The sequence below is a fragment of the Marinobacter lacisalsi genome, assembly GCF_042651045.1.
Lineage (GTDB): Bacteria > Pseudomonadota > Gammaproteobacteria > Pseudomonadales > Oleiphilaceae > Marinobacter > Marinobacter lacisalsi.
This window is the reverse complement of record NZ_JBHSDI010000013.1, coordinates 23,221-38,478: the sequence shown is the minus strand read 5'-3', so window position 1 is coordinate 38,478 and position 15,258 is coordinate 23,221. Positions and strand designations below refer to the sequence as shown.

General features: G+C 60.7%; 12 protein-coding genes. 1 reads left to right on the top strand and 11 read right to left on the bottom strand.

From position 1 onward, the window contains the following. Nucleotides 1–2,748 (bottom strand): preprotein translocase subunit SecA, encoded by a 2,748-nt coding sequence (secA, locus tag ACFOZ5_RS10080; RefSeq protein ID WP_379886923.1) that lies wholly within the window; start codon nucleotides 2,746–2,748, stop codon nucleotides 1–3. A 239-nt stretch (nucleotides 2,749–2,987) separates the two neighbouring features. Next, complete coding sequence (locus ACFOZ5_RS10075) at nucleotides 2,988–3,923, bottom strand: M23 family metallopeptidase (protein ID WP_379886922.1); 936 nt, start codon at nucleotides 3,921–3,923, stop codon at nucleotides 2,988–2,990. A 406-nt stretch (nucleotides 3,924–4,329) separates the two neighbouring features. Here ACFOZ5_RS10075 and ACFOZ5_RS10070 point away from each other — a divergent pair, with 406 nt between their 5' ends. After that, nucleotides 4,330–4,785, top strand: coding sequence for a DUF721 domain-containing protein (locus tag ACFOZ5_RS10070; RefSeq protein WP_379886921.1), 456 nt, complete (start codon nucleotides 4,330–4,332; stop codon nucleotides 4,783–4,785). Between the two features lie 11 nt (nucleotides 4,786–4,796). Here ACFOZ5_RS10070 and lpxC read toward each other — a convergent pair whose 3' ends face one another. The 9 genes from lpxC to murD form a co-directional block, all read right to left on the bottom strand. Beyond that, nucleotides 4,797–5,714 carry a UDP-3-O-acyl-N-acetylglucosamine deacetylase gene (gene lpxC, locus ACFOZ5_RS10065; RefSeq protein WP_379886920.1) on the bottom strand — a complete coding sequence of 306 codons (918 nt, stop codon included), beginning with the start codon at nucleotides 5,712–5,714 and terminating at the stop codon, nucleotides 4,797–4,799. Nucleotides 5,715–5,909: 195 nt separating this feature from the next. Further along, nucleotides 5,910–7,067, bottom strand: a complete 1,158-nt coding sequence (gene ftsZ / locus ACFOZ5_RS10060; RefSeq protein ID WP_379886919.1) for a cell division protein FtsZ — start codon at nucleotides 7,065–7,067, stop codon at nucleotides 5,910–5,912. 80 nt (nucleotides 7,068–7,147) lie between these two features. Further along, complete coding sequence (gene ftsA, locus ACFOZ5_RS10055; protein ID WP_379886918.1) at nucleotides 7,148–8,383, bottom strand: cell division protein FtsA; 1,236 nt, start codon at nucleotides 8,381–8,383, stop codon at nucleotides 7,148–7,150. A gap of 19 nt (nucleotides 8,384–8,402) precedes the next feature. Further along, on the bottom strand, nucleotides 8,403–9,242 hold the full coding sequence (locus ACFOZ5_RS10050; protein ID WP_379886916.1) for a cell division protein FtsQ/DivIB: 840 nt from the start codon (nucleotides 9,240–9,242) through the stop codon (nucleotides 8,403–8,405). Then, a complete protein-coding gene (locus ACFOZ5_RS10045; RefSeq protein ID WP_379886915.1) occupies nucleotides 9,235–10,209 on the bottom strand; it encodes a D-alanine--D-alanine ligase in 975 nt (324 codons plus the stop codon). Before ACFOZ5_RS10045 ends, ACFOZ5_RS10050 begins: the two co-directional genes overlap by 8 nt. Beyond that, nucleotides 10,202–11,647 carry a UDP-N-acetylmuramate--L-alanine ligase gene (murC, locus tag ACFOZ5_RS10040; RefSeq protein WP_379886914.1) on the bottom strand — a complete coding sequence of 482 codons (1,446 nt, stop codon included), beginning with the start codon at nucleotides 11,645–11,647 and terminating at the stop codon, nucleotides 10,202–10,204. The genes ACFOZ5_RS10045 and murC overlap by 8 nt, the downstream gene beginning before the upstream one ends. Then, on the bottom strand, nucleotides 11,640–12,722 hold the full coding sequence (murG, locus tag ACFOZ5_RS10035; RefSeq protein ID WP_379886913.1) for an undecaprenyldiphospho-muramoylpentapeptide beta-N-acetylglucosaminyltransferase: 1,083 nt from the start codon (nucleotides 12,720–12,722) through the stop codon (nucleotides 11,640–11,642). Before murG ends, murC begins: the two co-directional genes overlap by 8 nt. Beyond that, nucleotides 12,719–13,915: a putative lipid II flippase FtsW gene (ftsW, locus tag ACFOZ5_RS10030; RefSeq protein ID WP_379886912.1), complete on the bottom strand. Its 1,197-nt coding sequence runs from the start codon at nucleotides 13,913–13,915 to the stop codon at nucleotides 12,719–12,721. Before ftsW ends, murG begins: the two co-directional genes overlap by 4 nt. Beyond that, nucleotides 13,915–15,255: a UDP-N-acetylmuramoyl-L-alanine--D-glutamate ligase gene (murD, locus tag ACFOZ5_RS10025; protein ID WP_379886911.1), complete on the bottom strand. Its 1,341-nt coding sequence runs from the start codon at nucleotides 15,253–15,255 to the stop codon at nucleotides 13,915–13,917. The genes ftsW and murD overlap by 1 nt, the downstream gene beginning before the upstream one ends. Between the last annotated feature and the right edge of the window lie 3 nt (nucleotides 15,256–15,258).

Genomic DNA, 15,258 nt, shown 5'->3' with positions numbered 1-15,258 from the left:
TCAGGTAATCTTGCCGCAGCACTGCTTGTACTTCTTGCCGGACCCGCACGGACAGGGCTCATTTCGGCCCACTTTCCGGTCCTGGCGGACGTAGGTTTCGGGGGTGGCACTGCCGCCCTTCTCGCCTTCGCCCTGCCCCTGTCCACCCTGATCAGCCTGGGTGGCACTGGTCTGGTCATGGCGCAGGCGGGCAGCGGCCAGTTCCTTCTCCAGCTGTTCCCGGCGCTGGCGCTCCAGCTCTTCCATCTCCTCGCGGGTCTGGACCTTGACGTGACAAAGTACCCGGGTGATGTCCCGCTTCATGCTGTCCAGCATGGCCTCGAACAGATTGAAGGCCTCACGCTTGTATTCCTGCTTCGGGTTTTTCTGGGCATAGCCCCGCAGATGAATACCACGACGCAGATGGTCCATATTGGAAAGATGCTCTTTCCACAGGGTATCGAGCACCTGCAGGAACACCTGCTTCTCGAACTTGCGCATGGACTCGGAGCCAACCACCTCTTCCTTGGTCCGGTAGGCGGCAACCACCTCTTCCAGGATCCGCTCGCGCAGCTTTTCCTCGTGGAGTTTCTTGTCCTCGTCCAGCCACTGCTGGATGGGCAGATCGACGTCCATCTCGGATGACAGCTGAGCCTCCAGGCCCGCCACGTCCCACTGTTCCGGCATGCTCTGGGGCGGGATAAACTCGCTGACGGTTTCCTCAACCACGTCCGCGCGGATACCGTCGATGACTTCCGAGATATCCTCTGAGGCCATGACCTCGTTCCGCTGCTCGTAGATAACGGTACGCTGGTCGTTGGCCACGTCGTCGTATTCCAGCAGCGTCTTGCGCATGTCGAAGTTGCGGCCTTCCACCTTGCGCTGGGACTTCTCGATGGCGTTGGTCACCATCCTGTGCTCGATGGCCTCGCCCTTCTTCATGCCCATGGCCTGCATCAGCTTCTTCACCCGGTCCGGGGCAAAGATGCGCATCAGGTTGTCTTCCAGCGACAGGAAGAAGCGGGATGACCCGGGGTCCCCCTGACGACCGGCACGGCCGCGAAGCTGGTTGTCGATGCGGCGGGATTCGTGCCGCTCGGTACCGATGATGTGCAAGCCGCCAGCGGCAAGCACCTGCTGGTGACGCTCTTCCCACTCGGTCCTGATCTGGTCGATCTGTTCCTGGGTCGGGTTTTCCAGGGACGCCACATCGGTCTCCCAGTTACCGCCCAGCATGATATCGGTACCGCGACCGGCCATGTTGGTGGCAATGGTAACCGCACCCGGTCGACCCGCCTGGGCAATAACCTGGGCCTCACTCTCGTGGTGCTTGGCGTTGAGGATCTTGTGTTCGATCCGGGCATTCTTCAGCAATGAAGACAGCACTTCCGACGCCTCCACCGAGGCGGTACCCACCAGCACCGGCCGGTTTTCTGCGGTCACATCCTTGATCTCGTCAATAATGGCGTGGAACTTCTCTTCCTGGGTGAGATAGATCAGGTCATTATAGTCGGTGCGCTGGATCGGTTTGTTGGGCGGAATCACCACCACATCCAGGCCATAGATCTGACGGAACTCGAACGCTTCAGTATCCGCCGTACCGGTCATGCCAGCCAACTTGTCGTACATGCGGAAGTAGTTCTGGAAAGTGGTGGATGCCAGCGTCTGGCTTTCCGCCTTTATCTCAACGCCTTCCTTCGCCTCGATGGCCTGGTGCAGACCCTCGCTCCAGCGACGACCGGGCATGGTACGGCCAGTGTGCTCGTCCACGATGACTACCTGGCCGTTCTGGACCAGGTAATCCACCTCTCGGTGGAACAGGTGGTGTGCACGCAGGCCGGAATGGACGTGATGCAACAGGGCCAGGTTGGCAGCGGAGTAGAGATTCTCGCCTTCCTTGAGCAACCCCCGGTCCAGCAACAGCTCTTCAACCTTCTCGTGGCCGGCCTCGGTCAGCTCCACCTGACGGGACTTCTCGTCAATGGTGAAGTCGCCAGTCGGCTCACCTTCCTCGGGCACTTCCCCCTTCTCCAGGGACGGTATCAGGGTATTGATTTCCTGGTACATCTTCGAGCTGTCTTCAGCAGCACCGGAGATGATCAGTGGCGTGCGGGCCTCGTCGATGAGGATGGAATCCACTTCGTCCACGATGGCAAAATTCAGTGGCCGCTGCACCTTGTCCTGGGTGCTGAACGCCATGTTGTCCCGCAGGTAGTCAAAGCCGAATTCGTTGTTGGTGCCGTAGGTGATGTCCGCCTGATAGGCTTCCCGTTTCTCTTCCGGCGGCTGACCGGAAACCACCACGCCCACGGACATGCCCAGGAAGCGGTAAAGCTTGCCCATCCACTCGGCATCACGCCGGGCCAGATAATCGTTAACGGTCACCACATGCACACCACGACCGGCCAGGGCATTCAGATACACAGCTGCCGTGGCAACCAGCGTCTTGCCCTCACCTGTTTTCATTTCTGCAATGTGGCCTTCATGCAGGGTCATGGCGCCGATCAGCTGCACATCAAAGTGCCGCATGCCCATGATCCGTCGGCTGGCCTCGCGCACGGTGGCAAATGCTTCGGGAAGCAGCTGGTCCAGAGTCTCACCCTTCTCCAGGCGGTCCCGGAATTCCACGGTCCTTGCCTGCAACTGCTCGTCTGACAACCCCTCAAGGGACCCCTCGAGTGCATTGATGCGCGACACCGCCTTGCGCATCCGTTTGACCTCGCGGGCGTTTTTACTGCCGAACATCTTCGTTGCAAGCTTCGTGAACATAGACCACTGCTTCTTTGGTTAAACGGAGGAAGCCGGCATTCTAACCTTATTTTGCGAGAGGACAAAAGGCGGATGGGTTCAGCGGGGGCGGGAAACACCCCGGAAACCGGGGCTGGGTCACACAGCTGAGACTGAAAGGAAAGCTGCCGACTGGTGACAGGGGCCTTTGTGTGCGGTTACATCGAACCGTTGTGGCCGCGACAGGCTCCCGGAATCGCTCCGGGAGCCTGCCGGTGGGCTCAGCGTGAGGCGCGCTGGATATAGGTGACCGGATTACGGGCCTTTCCATTCTGCACGACTTCAAAATGAACGTGCGGGCCAGTGGAACGCCCCGTGGAGCCCATGGTGGCAATGGCCTCACCTTTCTGTACCAGCTGTCCGGTTTCCACCTCCAGCGTCTTGGCGTGGGCATAACGGGTCACCAGACCGTCACCGTGGTCGATCTCCACCAGATTGCCATAACCATGACGCTCACCGGCGAAAGTGACCACGCCGGCGGCTACGGAAATAATATCGCTGCCGTCCTTGCCGGCCAGATCAACGCCATTGTGCCAGGTACGCTTACCGTTGAAGGGGTCGGAGCGATAGCCAAACGGTGACGACAACCACCCCCAGGTAATCGGGCGACCGGCCACAAAACGCTCATCCTCCAGGCGACGGTTGGAAATCAGTGTATCGAGCAGACGCAACTGCTGCTCCCGGTCGCTTATGCGCTGATCAAGCTGGTTGATCATCTGGGTCAGCTGGGGCGCACTGAAAGACTCGGCCTCTACGGATTCTTCGGGACCACCGACGGCGGGCGCTTCAGCGAAATTGAACTCGTCAGCGGCGACGGCACCGCTCTCAACGAAGCGCTGCCCCAGGGCATCCAGCCGCAACAGCCGGCCCTGCATTTCGCCAAGGCGCAAAGTCATCGCGTCCACCTGCTCCCGGGCGTCACGCTCAAGCGAAGCCAGCTGTTGCTCCTGCTCCTGGAGCGTTTCATGCCACTGCGCAAGGAGATAGGGAGGCACAACCGGTCGGTCCGCAACCCGCGCCATCGCAGCCTGATAACCGGCCCAGGCACATAGGGCCACGACCGTCAGCGCCAGCAACGTGACCGCGACAAGGCCGGGAAAGTGCAACGTAAAGACTTTCGAACGACCGTGATTCTGTCCTACAAGGATAATGTTCATTGTCTGCAACCAATTACGCGTTATGAACAGTCCCTGTTCCGACGACCAATTCCCTGTCTGTGACGAGTTAAGGGGCGATCAAACCAGCCCGATTGGGCGGCGCCCGGAAATATGGCATGATAATAAACCGTACCTGACCATTAAAAGGAGACTGATGTCTTCCTTTTCGCTGACGGGCTGTTACGCTTTGTTAACAGCCTGGGGCGTGGTGGCTACGGAAAACGCGGGCATCACAAGCACCCCCATGAGCACCTTCCTGCACCCAAGCGCTGTTTGATTTTTGCACAAAAATGACATATTCCATAGCGCAGGATACACTTCGACACTACACGTCACGTATAGACTGGCCAGGAAGCGGTCCAAGTCTATACAAATTACGATGTTTACGTCGAATCAGATTGTCATCATGAAGACCAGACCATCACTGAATCTTTCTCCGGAGAACCGTGACCAGTCCCGCCAACTGCGGGATCTCGTGGCCAGGGCGACCGTGCACCAACAGGCCGAGCAACGGGTTCTGCAATCCGTCCCGGACAATCTGAGAGAAGGCGTTCGCCTTGTCAGCTACAGGGATGGGGAACTGGTCCTTCAAACCGACAACGCAGCACGGGCCAGCCAGCTGCGCTTCCGGCAACGGGAGATCATGTCTGACCTGCGCCAGGAGGAAGCGTTCGAGTTCGTCTGGAAACTGAAGGTAAACGTACGCCCCGGGCGTTACTCGCTGAAAAAGCCACCGGCACCGATGACCCTCAGTAAAGAAAATGCCCGGCTCCTCGAAGAGGAGGCCGGGCACACGAAGGATAAAGCTCTACGCGAGGTTCTCGAAAAACTCGCCAGTCACGCAAATGACCGTTCCGGTTAAGGCATCCTGCCTCAGGCCGGCGCAGCCAGAACGGGCTTCATGTAGGAGATGGGCGCGGTCGCCTCGTCATCGAAGGTAACCACTTCCCACGCATCCTCTTCCGCCCGTAATTTGCGCAGCAGCTTGTTGTTCAGGTCGTGACCGGACTTCACACCGCGGAACTCGCCAATCAGGCTGTTGCCCAGCAGGTAAAGGTCTCCGATCGCGTCCAGAACCTTGTGCTTAACAAACTCATCGTCGTACCGGAGACCATCCTCATTGAGGATCTTGTAGTCATCCACCACGATGGCGTTATCAACACTTCCACCCAGTGCCAGGTTCATGGCGCGCAACTTCTCGATGTCACGCATGAAGCCAAAGGTACGGGCACGGCTGACTTCCTTCACAAACGAGGTGCTGGAGAAATCCACCGTTGCGGTCTGGGCACGGCCCTTGAACACCGGGTGATCAAAGTCGATTCCGAAGCTCACCTTGAAGCCTTCGAAGGGCAGGAAAGTGGCTTTCTTGTCGCCCTCTTCCAGCGTGACTTCGCGCTTGATCCGGATAAAGCGTTTGGCCGCGTCCTGCTCCGCGATACCTGCTGATTGCAGCAGAAACACGAACGGACCGGCACTGCCATCCATAATCGGCACTTCAGCAGCACTGAGTTCCACGAAACAGTTGTCGATACCCAGGCCAGCCATGGCCGAAAGCAGATGCTCTACGGTAGCAACCCGGACGCCTTCCTTGACCAGTGTCGTCGACAGCATGGTTTCGCCCACGTTTTCCGCACAGGCACGAATCTCGACCGCCGGGTCAAGGTCTGTACGGCGAAAAACAATCCCCGTTTCTACCGGAGCGGGCCGCAGGGTCAGGTAAACCTTTTCCCCGGAGTGAAGGCCAACGCCAGTAGCACGAATGGTGTTTTTGAGCGTCCGTTGTCTGATCATCGGTACATATTCCCGTCACAAAGGAACGATATCATCAAGCAAAAAGATGCGTGGATGATAACAGATAACGAGACTGAATACCATTTAACCAGCGATACAGTAGCACCATCGCTTCAAGTCCCGTTGTTCGTGGATTTCGGGTCACAGGGCGGGCCCATGGCCCGCACCCTGTCAACCGCAGATCCGCCGATATTATCAGTCAGCTTGACGGCGCAGGAATGCGGGAATATCGAGATAGTCCACGTCCTGCTCATCTGAATCACGACTCTGATCCACTGCCACATTGCCCTGGGATACGGCGCGACGACGCAATACCGCCGGGCGGTCAAGCTGGTTGTAATCCGTGGTACCGTCAAGGGTACGGGTATTATCCACCACCTTGGTGGGCTTTTCCCGGTCTCCGCCCAGCCCGGTAGCAACCACAGTTACCTTGAGCTCGTCGGTCATATCCGGATCAATCACCGTACCTACAACAACCGTAGCAGAGTCCGAGGCGAACTCGCGGACAATGTCACCAACCTCGGAGAATTCGCCCAGGTTGAGATCCATACCGGCGGTGATATTGACCAGGATACCCTTCGCACCCTGCAGGTTGATATCTTCCAGCAGCGGGCTGCGAATGGCCGCTTCGGCCGCTTCACGGGCACGGTTTTCGCCAGTCGCGCGGGCGGTACCCATCATGGCCATGCCCATCTCGGACATCACCGTCTTCACGTCGGCAAAGTCGACGTTGATCATGCCGTTGCGGGTAATCAGGTCAGCGATGCCCTGAACCGCACCCAGCAGTACATCGTTGGCGGATGCAAAGGCATCCAGCAGGCTGGTCTTCTTGCCCATCACCGCCAGCAGTTTTTCGTTGGGAATGGTGATCAGCGAGTCAACGCTCTCTTCCAGCTCCTTCAGGCCGGCCTCGGCGACGCTCATACGCTTGCCGCCTTCAAACTGGAACGGCTTGGTCACCACCGCCACGGTCAGGATACCCATCTCCCGGGCTACTTCCGCCACGATCGGGGCGGCACCGGTACCGGTACCGCCACCCATGCCGGCGGTAATGAAGACCATGTCGGCACCCTTGATCGCATCAGCGACGCGATCCCGGTCTTCCATCGCCGCCTGGCGACCGATTTCCGGGTTGGCCCCGGCACCCAGGCCCTTGGTGATGTTGCCACCAAGCTGGATGATCTGTTTTGCGTCCAGGTCGTGAAGCGCCTGGGCGTCCGTATTGGCGCAGACGAAATCAACGCCTTCCACATCACTGTTGAGCATGTGCCGGACGGCATTACCGCCGCCACCGCCAACACCGATAACCTTGATCACAGCGTTTTGCTGGACATTATCGACTAATTCAAACATTTCCCTTCTCCTTCGTGCTGTGTTCAGCCACTTCCGGGCTGATTGTTCTTTTCGAGATACCTTCGTGTGATGCGCCAGCTTCAGAAATGCCCGGTAAACCAGGCTTTCATGCGTTCCAGCAGGGAGGGCGCATCCTCTCCCTTGAGAACGGGCCCCTGACCCAGATCCATCTGGCGGAAGCCATGGATCAACAAGCCCACGCCAGTGGCGTAAATCGGGTTGTTGACCACCTCCGTCATGCCGGAGACAGCCTGCGGAGACGCAAGCCGTACCGGCATGTGGAAGATCTCTTCGGCCAGTTCCACCACTCCTTCCATGGTGGAGGAACCGCCGGTCACAACGATGCCTGCGGGGATCATCTCCTCGAACCCGCTACGGCGCAGTTCGGACTGCACCAGGGTGAACAGCTCCTCGTAACGGGGCTCCACCACTTCCGCCAGAGCCTGGCGGGACAGGTTGCGGGGAGCCCGGTCACCCACGCTGGGCACCTTGATGGTTTCGTCCGCCCCGGCCAGCTGGGTCAGGGCGCAGGCATACTTGATCTTGATGTCTTCGGCATTCTGTGTGGGCGTACGCAGGGCCATGGCAATGTCGTTGGTGACCTGGTCGCCGGCAATCGGTATCACCGAGGTATGGCGAATGGCTCCGCCGGTAAATACGGCGATATCCGTGGTGCCGCCGCCGATATCCACCAGGCATACCCCCAGTTCCTTCTCATCCTCGGTGAGTACCGAGTGGGCCGAGGCGAGCTGCTCCAGGATGATGTCGTCCACGTCCAGGCCACAGCGGCGCACGCACTTCTCGATGTTCTGGGCGGCATTGACGGCACAGGTGACCAGATGCACCTTGGCTTCCAGGCGCACGCCCGACATCCCCATGGGCTCCTTGATGCCCTCCTGGTTATCGATCACGAACTCCTGGGGCAGGATGTGCAGGATCTTCTGATCCGCCGGAATCGCTACCGCCTGGGCTGCATCGATAACCCGGTCAATATCCGCCTGGGTCACTTCCCGGTCACGGATGGCCACGATGCCATGGGAATTCAGGCTCTTGATGTGACTGCCGGCGATACCCGCATAGACCGAATGAATGCGGCAACCGGCCATCAACTCGGCCTCTTCCACAGCCCGCTGTATGGCTTGCACGGTGGTTTCGATATTGACCACCACACCGCGCTTCAGGCCGCGGGAGGCGTGGGAGCCAATGCCAACCACTTCGATGGTTCCGTCCAGCTTGCGCTTGCCGACAATGGCCACCACCTTGGAGGTGCCAATATCCAGGCCGACAATCATGTTTTCCGTATCAACCGATGACATGCAGTTCACCAATAGCCATTCATGAATTGTTGTCCGACGCCTGAGCCAGCGGTTTCCACCGGACTGCCACACCATTGGTGTAGCGGGCGTCAATTCGTTCCACCTGATCGGCACGGCTGGCCAGTCGCTCACCGTATACCGTCAGGAAGCGTTCAAACCGCTCTTCCACCTGATCACGCCCCAGGGCCACTTCGATGCCGTTGGTCAGAGTCAGCGTCCAGGCGCCCCGCTCCTCCAGGGCAATGCCCGCGAAACCGATACCCCGGGCGTCCAGGGCGTTTGCCATCACCCGCCCCCGGTCAATCACCTCCCGGGACCGTCCCTCAGGACCCCGCAGCCTGGGCAACACACCGGCAACCTCCCGGTTTCGGGGCAGGAAGACCTCGCCGGTGCGGCTGATCAACTGGCGGTCGTTCCAGTAGGCGAGCGGCTTGTGCTCGCGAATCTCAACCACCAGCCTGTCCGGCCACTCCCTTCGCACGGCGGCGCTTTCCACCCAGGGCCGCTGCTCCAGCGATACCTTGATGTCAGCCAGGTCCGTGGTAAAGAAGCTCTTTCCCAGCCACTGGCCCGCGTGGCGCTCCAGGGCGTTACGGCTTTCACCCTTCAGGGGTCCCGCCACTTCAACATGCATGAACTGACGGTCCATGGCCGCCAGCAACTGCCCGGTTCCCCAGGGCACCAGCGCGGTGACAAACAGCACCGCAATCCCAAGCCCGATTTTCCCCCACGGCACACTGCCGAGAATCTGTGCCATGACGGCCAGCAGACCCTGATCAGGCTCGGAGGACGTCGCACCGCGCCGTTTTGGCGGCTCCGACGGCACAAACCGGCCTCTCAGCAGCATCTGCTCAAGCATGGGCGCCCTCTCCGGTTTCCAGGGTATCCAGCAGGATTCTTGTCACCAGCTCAGGCATACCGATGCCGGCGGCCTGCGCTGCCATCGGCACCAGGCTGTGATCCGTCATGCCGGGTACGGTATTCACTTCCAGCAGCCAGAAACGGCCTTCTTCATCTTCCATGATGTCGACCCGGCCCCAGGTGCGGCAGCCCACTACCCGGAAGGCCTCCATCGCCAGGTTCTGGACCAGGGTCTCCTGCCACTCGTCAAGGCCACAGGGCACCCGATAGCGGGTATCGTCCGCCAGGTACTTGGCGTCGTAGTCATAGAAGTCGTGATCGGTACTCAGGCCAATCACCGGCAATGCCTGTTCCCCCAGAATGCTGACCGTGTACTCCGGTCCCTCTATCCACTCTTCCACCAGCACCAGCGGATCGTGAGTTGCCGCATCCCGATAGGCCGCCACCAGTTCGTCCCGGTTGCGGACCTTGCGCACACCAATGCTGGACCCTTCCCGCGATGGCTTCACGCTGAGCGGGAACGTCAGGTCCGCGACAATGGTGCCGACGTCGTCCACGCTGTTCATGGCGCGGAACGCCGGCGTTGGCAGACCACAGCCCGCGAAAACAAACTTGGTCCGCAGCTTGTCCATGGCCAGGGCCGACGCCAGCATCTCGCTGCCGGTATAGGGAATACCTGCCTGGGACAGGATCGCCTGCAGGGTGCCGTCTTCGCCACCCCGGCCGTGAAGTGCGATGAACACCCGGTCGAACCCCGGGTTTTCGACGGTTTTCAGCAGACAGCCGGTTACGTCGATGGAAAATGCATCCACACCCGCGTCCTGCAGGGCTCGGGTTACCGCGTCACCACTCTTGAGCGAGACCTCACGCTCAGCGGAATCCCCGCCCATAAGCACGGCCACACGCCCCAGCCGCTCGCGGGTTTCTGCGCTGACCTGATAGTTACGATTCCGGGACTCAGCCACGTCCAATCACTCCATTTGCTGCCAGCTTTGCTGCCACGCCGCCGATGTCACCGGCACCCTGGGTCATCAGCAGATCCCCCTCCTGCAGGATATTCCCGAGCAGGCTTTCAAGGTCACTGGCGTCTTCTACGAATACCGGGTCCACCTGCCCACGCTGACGGATGCTACGGCACAGTGATCGACTGTCCGCACCCGGGATCGGCGCCTCTCCGGCGGCGTATACATCCATCATCAGCAGGGTGTCCACTTCCGACAGCACCCGCACGAAATCCTCATACAGGTCCCGGGTACGGGAAAAGCGATGCGGCTGGTACAGCATGACCAGGCGCCGTCCCGGCCAGGCATCGCGGGCCGCCCTGATCACTGCCTCAACCTCCGTCGGGTGGTGACCATAATCATCGACCAGGGTCACGCTGCCCTTGCCAACGGGATAGTCGCCATAGACCTGAAAACGACGACCGACCCCGGCAAACCCCGCCAGGCCACGGCAAATCGCATCATCATCCACGCCTTCATCAGTCGCCACGGCGATAGCAGCCAGGGCATTCAGCACGTTGTGGCGGCCCGGCATGCGCAGCTCCACCTGCAGGTCACTGCGCCCCGCCGGGCGTTTCACCAGGAATCGGGTAGTCAGGCCATCGGACTGGATGTCTGTGGCTCGGTAGTCGGCATCTTCCCGCTCGATGCCGTAGGTAATGATGGCCCGGGAGATCCTCGGCAGGATCTCGTCCACATAGTCATCGTCCAGGCACATGACCGCCACGCCATAGAAGGGCAGATTGTGAAGGAACTCCACAAACGTTTTCTTCAGCTGCGCCACATCACCCCCATAGGTGTCCATGTGGTCCGCCTCGATGTTGGTCACCACGGAAACCACCGGCGTCAGATGCAGGAAAGAGGCATCACTTTCGTCGGCTTCGGCAACCAGGTACCGGCTATCGCCCAACTGGGCATTGGTGCCGGCGCTGTTGAGCTTGCCACCAATCACAAAGGTGGGATCAAGCCCGGCTTCACCCAGTACCGAGGCGATCAGGCTGGTGGTGGTGGTCTTGCCATGGGTGCCGGCGACAGCGATACCATGACGATAGCGCATGATCTCTGCCAGCATCTCGGCCCGGGGCACGATGGGCACCCGACGGCGACGGGCTGACGCCACCTCCGGGTTATCGGACTTGACCGCCGTGGAAACCACCACGACATCGGCGGCATCGCTGTTGCTGTCCCGGTGGCCAATATGGATGGTTACCCCCAGGCCCCTCAGACGATCAGTCACCGGACTTTCCTTCAGGTCGGAGCCAGACACTTCATAGCCCTGATTCCTCAGTACCTCGGCGATGCCGCACATACCGGCGCCACCAATGCCCACAAAATGTATATTGCGGATACGGCGCATTTCCGGCACCTGATAGACCAGCGGCGGATTGGTTACCTCAGACATGGGCAGCCTCCAGACAGTAATTCACGACTCTCTCCGTTGCATCGGGGCGCGCCAGCGTTCGGGCTGCACGTGCCATGTCAATTATGTGTTCCCGGTCCCCCAGCAGGTCCGCGAGCGTGTCAGCCAGCAGCTCATCAGTCAGCTTGTGCTGCGGCATCAGCAGGGCCGCCCCTGCCTTGACCATATAGTCCGCGTTGCGGGTCTGATGATCGTCAACCGCATGGGGAAACGGCACCAGCAAGGCGCCCACACCGGCCGCACAAAGCTCCGATACAGTGAGCGCCCCGGCCCGGCAAACCACCAGATCGGCCCAGGCATAAGCATCCGCCATGTCCCTGATAAACGGCTCCACCGACGCATCGACACCAGCGTCCCCGTAGGCCGCCAGCGTGGCTTCGTGGTTGCGTTCGCCACACTGGTGGCGGATGTCCGGGCGGATGTCTTCTGGCAGTCGTGCCACTGCCAACGGCATCCTTTCGTTAATGGCCCGGGCGCCCAGACTGCCGCCCACCACCAACACCCTTGCCTTGCCGGTGCGGTCGACCATTCGCTCGTCCGGCGTGGGTATGGCCGCCACATCGGAGCGGACCGGGTTGCCGGTGCAGCGAGTGATAACGCCATTCCCGAAACTGCCGGGGAAGGCCTCCATCACTGTCTTGGCAAAACGTGCCAGAATCCGGTTGGTCATGCCGGCAATGGCATTCTGCTCATGGACCAGCAGCGGACGACGGGTGAGCCAGGCCGCCAGGCCACCCGGTCCGGTCACGAAGCCGCCCATACCGATCACGCAATCCGGCTTTACCTTCATCATCACCCGCAAGGACTGCCAAAGCGCACGGCTCAGCCTGAACGGTGCCAGCAACAGAGCCAGGCGCCCCTTGCCGCGCAAGCCGGAGACGGTGATCACCGACAGCGGAATATCCGTATCGGCAATCAGCCGCTCTTCCATACCACCGGCTGAGCCAAGCCACTGCACGTCGTGCCCCAGTTCCTGGAGCCGGCGTGCGGTCGCCAGGGCCGGAAACACGTGCCCGCCGGTACCACCGGCCATCAACAAAAAGCGACGTTGTGTCATGACGCCCCCCTTGGCCCCGCGGGTCCGGCCTTACCTTCCGCATCGGAAGCCAGTTGCTGCTGACGCTCCAGTTCAATTCGCACCAGTATGCCGATGCTGATGCAGACCACGACCAGGCTGGAGCCCCCATAGCTCATCAGTGGCAGAGTCAGGCCTTTGGTCGGGAGCAAACCGGTGTTTACCGCCATGTTGATCATGGCCTGCAACCCCAGCAGCAGGGTCAGGCCATAGGCGAAACAGGCCGCGAACCCCATGCCCTGTTTCTCTGCCTTGCGGGCGATGGCAAAACCGGACAGCACCAGCACCATGAACAATCCAAGAACGACCATGGAGCCCAGCAACCCGAACTCTTCGGCGGTGATGGCAAAAATAAAGTCCGTGTGTGCTTCCGGGAGATAAAACAGCTTCTGGATCGAGTTGCCCAACCCCACCCCGGTCCACTCACCGCGGCCAAAGGCGATCAGCGACTGGGTCAGCTGGTAGCCGGTATTGAACTGGTCCTGCCAGGGGTCCAGGTAGCTCACGACGCGCTTGAGCCGGTACGGCTGGGTCACGATCAGTACCGCGCCGAGAACCACGCAGACGGCGATCAGCGGCATGAAGCGACTGAGCCGTACACCGCTCAGGAAGATCATGCCGAGAGCCGCAGTCATCAGCACCACCGTGGCGCCAAAATCAGGCTGGGTCACCAGCAGTGCCGAGGCCACGCCGAGCACCAGCACCGGCTTGACGAACCCCCACCAGGTATTGACCAGCTCATCCCGCCGACGCACCACATAGCCCGCCAGGTAGGCAATGAGGCACAGTTTGGCAACCTCGGACACCTGGACGTTGAACAAGCCCAGGGGAATCCAGCGAGTAGAGCCATTGACCGTCTTGCCCAACGGCGTCAGCACCAGCACCAGGGAAGCCATGCCAATAGCCAGCAACAGCCAACCGCTGCGATACCACCAGGACACCGGCACATTGGCAGCGGCCAGGCCCACGGCACACCCCAGGCCGGCAAACAGCAGCTGACGCAGGGCATAGTGATAGCTATTGCCCAGGTTGGCGGCGGCGGTATCCATGGATGCCGACGCAATCATCACCACCCCGAGCATCAGCAGGGCGCTGGCACTGACCACCAGCCAGGGCAATGGCCGGGACCAGAGGCCCCGGAAGGCGGAAGCGGAGCGGACGGTTGCAGCCTGCATCACAAGCCCTCCACTGCCTGACGGAACCGCTCACCGCGGTCCTCGTACCCGGTAAACATGTCAAAACTGGCACAGGCCGGAGAGAGCAACACCCGGTCCCCTTCCCGGGCCAGATCAGTGGCCAGAGCAACGGCCTCTTCCATGGACCCGGCTGTTACCACCGACATATCGCTCCCCAGTGAAGCGCGGATTCGATCAGCATCCCGACCGATCAGTACAACCGCCCGGCAGTGCTCAGAGACCGGTCTCGCCAACGGCCCAAAGTCTGCGTCCTTGCCCTCACCACCGGCGATCAGCACGATGCGGTCGCAGGCCGGCGCCAGGCTGTCCAGCGCCGCGACCGACGCACCGACATTGGTCCCCTTGGAATCATTGATGTACTCAACACCATGGACCCGGCGTATCGATTCACAACGATGTGGCAGGCCGCGAAAGTCACAGACTGCCCCTGCCATGGTGTCCAGGGGCCAACCGGCTGCCTGACCGATGGCCAGCGCCGCCATGACATTGCTGACGTTGTGCAGCCCCACCAGCTTCAGGTCACCGGTGTTGAGCAGGTTATCCAGCCCCCAGGTAATCCAGAGACCGTGCTCGTCCTCGCGGGTACTGAAGGTTTCCGGATTCACCCGGTGGAAGCCGTAACAGGTGAACCGGAGGGTATCCCTCGCCATGGGCGTACTCAGGGCATCGTCCAGATTGACCACGGCATTGCGGGCACCCCGGAAGATCCGCTGCTTGGCCTGGTAGTACTCCATTTTTGACGGGTACCGGTCCATATGGTCATCACTGATATTGAGGACGGTAGCCACCTCGGCGTTCAGCTCGTGGGTGGTCTCCAACTGAAAACTGGACAGCTCAAGCACGTAGACATCCGGCTTCAGCCCCAACAGCTCCAGCGCCGGCGTTCCGATATTGCCGCCGATAGCCGCGTTGACACCGCAGGCCTCCGCCAGTTTCCCCACCAGGGTTGTGACCGTGGTCTTGCCGTTGGAACCGGTGATGGCGATGATCGGCGCTTCCGCAGCCTCTGCGAACAGGTCGATATCGCCACGAATCCGGGCGCCCTGTTCCGCTGCGGCCGCGATGGCCGGTTCGGCAATGGCAATGCCCGGGCTGACCACCAGCTCGTTGAAGGTACAGAACCAGTCAGCATCAAAGTCGCCGGTACGCAGCTCCACATCCGGGTAGTCCTGTTGCAGCGCATCCAGCCCCGGTGGCCGGGCACGGCTATCCGCCACCGACACCTCTCGTCCGAGGGCGGTCAGATAGCGCACGCAGGAGAGCCCGGTCCTGCCCAGGCCAACCACCAATGTGCGACGATCCGATGCGATTACAGCCATGCT

Bases quoted from the DNA above. Each gene is read 5' to 3' on its own strand.
- secA (WP_379886923.1), bottom strand. From the start codon at position 2,748: ATGTTCACGAAGCTTGCAACGAAGATGTTCGGCAGTAAAAACGCCCGC.
- ACFOZ5_RS10075 (WP_379886922.1), bottom strand. From the start codon at position 3,923: ATGAACATTATCCTTGTAGGACAGAATCACGGTCGTTCGAAAGTCTTT.
- ACFOZ5_RS10070 (WP_379886921.1), top strand. From the start codon at position 4,330: ATGAAGACCAGACCATCACTGAATCTTTCTCCGGAGAACCGTGACCAG.
- lpxC (WP_379886920.1), bottom strand. From the start codon at position 5,714: ATGATCAGACAACGGACGCTCAAAAACACCATTCGTGCTACTGGCGTT.
- ftsZ (WP_379886919.1), bottom strand. From the start codon at position 7,067: ATGTTTGAATTAGTCGATAATGTCCAGCAAAACGCTGTGATCAAGGTT.
- ftsA (WP_379886918.1), bottom strand. From the start codon at position 8,383: ATGTCATCGGTTGATACGGAAAACATGATTGTCGGCCTGGATATTGGC.
- ACFOZ5_RS10050 (WP_379886916.1), bottom strand. From the start codon at position 9,242: ATGCTTGAGCAGATGCTGCTGAGAGGCCGGTTTGTGCCGTCGGAGCCG.
- murC (WP_379886914.1), bottom strand. From the start codon at position 11,647: ATGTCTGAGGTAACCAATCCGCCGCTGGTCTATCAGGTGCCGGAAATG.
- murG (WP_379886913.1), bottom strand. From the start codon at position 12,722: ATGACACAACGTCGCTTTTTGTTGATGGCCGGTGGTACCGGCGGGCAC.
- ftsW (WP_379886912.1), bottom strand. From the start codon at position 13,915: ATGCAGGCTGCAACCGTCCGCTCCGCTTCCGCCTTCCGGGGCCTCTGG.
- murD (WP_379886911.1), bottom strand. From the start codon at position 15,255: ATGGCTGTAATCGCATCGGATCGTCGCACATTGGTGGTTGGCCTGGGC.